We start from the raw sequence: 2,427 nt of genomic DNA, 5'->3' as shown, positions 1-2,427 counted from the left end.
CCTTCCGACCCGTACCGCCGGACCGGTGCCGCCCGGGTCACCGGCCGCGGTGGCGCCGGCGGCCTGGTCGGTCGGCGGCTCGGCCTGGTCCGGTGGTTGCGGCTGGTCCGAGGGTTGCGGCTGGTCCGAGGGGTCCGGCTGGTCCGGCGGTACGGGTCGGAAGGTCGGCTCGTCGGCGACCGCCGGATCCCGGTCCGGCTCCGTGCCCGGGGTGCTCCCGTCGGCCGGACGGCCTGCTCCCGGCTGGGGCTCCGGCATCGCGGCAATCTCCTCTCGCGCCGGTCCGAGGTTAGTACCGCCCCGCCACCGCCGCCGACCGGGCGTCGCGGCGGGGCGGCGCACCGCCAACGATGGCGCTCGGAGCGTCGTGGGCGGCGTGCGCGCGGTCACCGCCGGGTGGGCGCGTACCCTTGGGCATCATGAGTGCCCCGTCCACGACGCCGCGCGCGGCCGCGACCAATTCCGTCTGGCCTCGGCTGGAGCCACTGCTCCCGCAGGTCTCGAAGCCCATCCAGTACGTGGGTGGTGAGCTGGGGGCGGTCGTCAAGGACTGGGACGCGGCGACCGTGCGCTGGGCGCTGATGTATCCCGACGCGTACGAGGTGGGCCTGCCCAACCAGGGCGTGCAGATCCTCTACGAGGTGCTCAACGAGCTGCCCGACACCCTCGCCGAGCGGACGTACGCGGTCTGGCCGGACCTGGAGAACCTGATGCGCACGCACGGCGTGCCGCAGTTCACCGTCGACGCGCACCGCCCGGTGCGTGACTTCGACGTGTTCGGCATCTCCTTCTCCACCGAGCTGGGCTACACCAACCTGCTCACCGCGATCGACCTGGCCGGCATTCCGATGCTGGCCGTCGACCGCACGGACGCCGACCCGGTGATCGTGGCCGGTGGGCACGCCGCGTTCAACCCGGAGCCGATCGCCGACTTCATCGACGCCGCCGTTCTTGGCGACGGCGAGGAGGCGGTCCTGGAGATCACGGCGATCGTCCGGGAGTGGAAGGCGGAGGGTTCCCCCGGTGGCCGCGACGAGCTGCTGCTGCGGCTGGCCCGCACCGAGAGCGTCTACGTGCCGCGCTTCTACGACGTGGACTACCTCCCCGACGGGCGGATCCAGCGGGTCGTGCCGAACCGGGCGGACGTGCCGTTCCGGGTGCACAAGCGCACGACGATGGACCTGGACGCCTGGCCGTACCCGAAGAAGCCCCTCGTTCCGCTGGCCGAGACGGTGCACGAGCGGTACGCGGTGGAGATCTTCCGGGGCTGCACCCGGGGTTGCCGGTTCTGCCAGGCCGGCATGATCACCCGACCGGTGCGCGAGCGGTCGATCACCACGGTCGGGCAGATGGTGCGCGAGGGGCTGGAGTTCTCCGGCTTCCACGAGGTGGGCCTGCTGTCGCTGTCCTCGGCCGACCACTCCGAGATCGGCGACATGTGCTCGGGCCTGGCCCAGCAGTACGAGGGCACCAACGTCTCGCTGTCGCTGCCGTCGACCCGGGTGGACGCGTTCAACATCGACCTCGCGCAGGAGCTGTCCCGCAACGGCCGGCGTACCGGCCTGACCTTCGCCCCCGAGGGCGGGTCGGAGCGGATCCGCAAGGTCATCAACAAGATGGTGTCGAAGGAAGACCTGATCCGCACCGTCGTGACCGCGTACACCAACGGCTGGCGGCAGGTGAAGCTCTACTTCATGTGCGGCCTGCCCACCGAGACCGACGCCGACGTCCTGGAGATCGCGGACATGGCGCACGAGGTGATCAAGGCCGGTCGGGCCGCCACGGGCTCCAAGGACATCCGCTGCACGGTCTCCATCGGCGGGTTCGTGCCCAAGCCGCACACCCCGTTCCAGTGGGCGCCGATGGAGCGCCCCGAGGTCATCGATCACCGCCTCAAGATCCTCAAGCAGGCGATCAACTCGGACCGTTCGCTGGGCCGGGCGATCGGCTACCGCTACCACGACGGCGAGCCGTCGCTGATCGAGGGGCTGCTGTCCCGGGGTGACCGTCGGGTCGGCTCGGTGATCCGCAAGGTGTGGGAGAACGGCGGCCGGTTCGACGGTTGGAGCGAGCACTTCTCGTACCAGCGCTGGGTGGACGCGGCGGCCGAGACGCTGCCGGCGTTCGGGGTGGATCTCGACTGGTACACCACCCGGCAGCGCGACGAGCTGGAGGTCCTGCCCTGGGACCACCTGGACTCGGGCCTGGACAAGGACTGGCTCTGGCAGGACTGGCAGGATTCGCTCAGCGAGTTCGAGCAGGACGACTGCCGGTGGACCCCGTGCTTCGACTGCGGCGTCTGCCCTTCGATGGACACCGAGATCCAGATCGGCCCCACCGGGAAGAAGCTCCTGCCCCTCACCCCGATCAAGGGCCTCAAAGCTGTCTCTTCTACACATCTCCGAGCCCACGAGACTACGCCGCACA

At 70.5% G+C, this 2,427-nt stretch carries 1 protein-coding gene and 1 pseudogene; one reads left to right on the top strand and one right to left on the bottom strand.

Annotated elements, in window-relative coordinates; translation table 11 throughout:
• Window positions 1-258 (bottom strand): annotated as a pseudogene (locus EAD89_RS30065) (hypothetical protein); the annotation flags it as partial.
• A 161-nt stretch (window positions 259-419) separates the two neighbouring features.
• Between EAD89_RS30065 and EAD89_RS30060 the strand changes: the two are divergent.
• A partial coding sequence (locus tag EAD89_RS30060) for a TIGR03960 family B12-binding radical SAM protein (RefSeq protein ID WP_121678035.1) occupies window positions 420-2,427 on the top strand: 2,008 nt, incomplete at its 3' end.

Source organism: Micromonospora sp. BL4 (assembly GCF_003667505.1).
GTDB lineage: Bacteria > Actinomycetota > Actinomycetes > Mycobacteriales > Micromonosporaceae > Micromonospora.
This window is presented reverse-complemented; position numbering and strand designations above follow the sequence as displayed.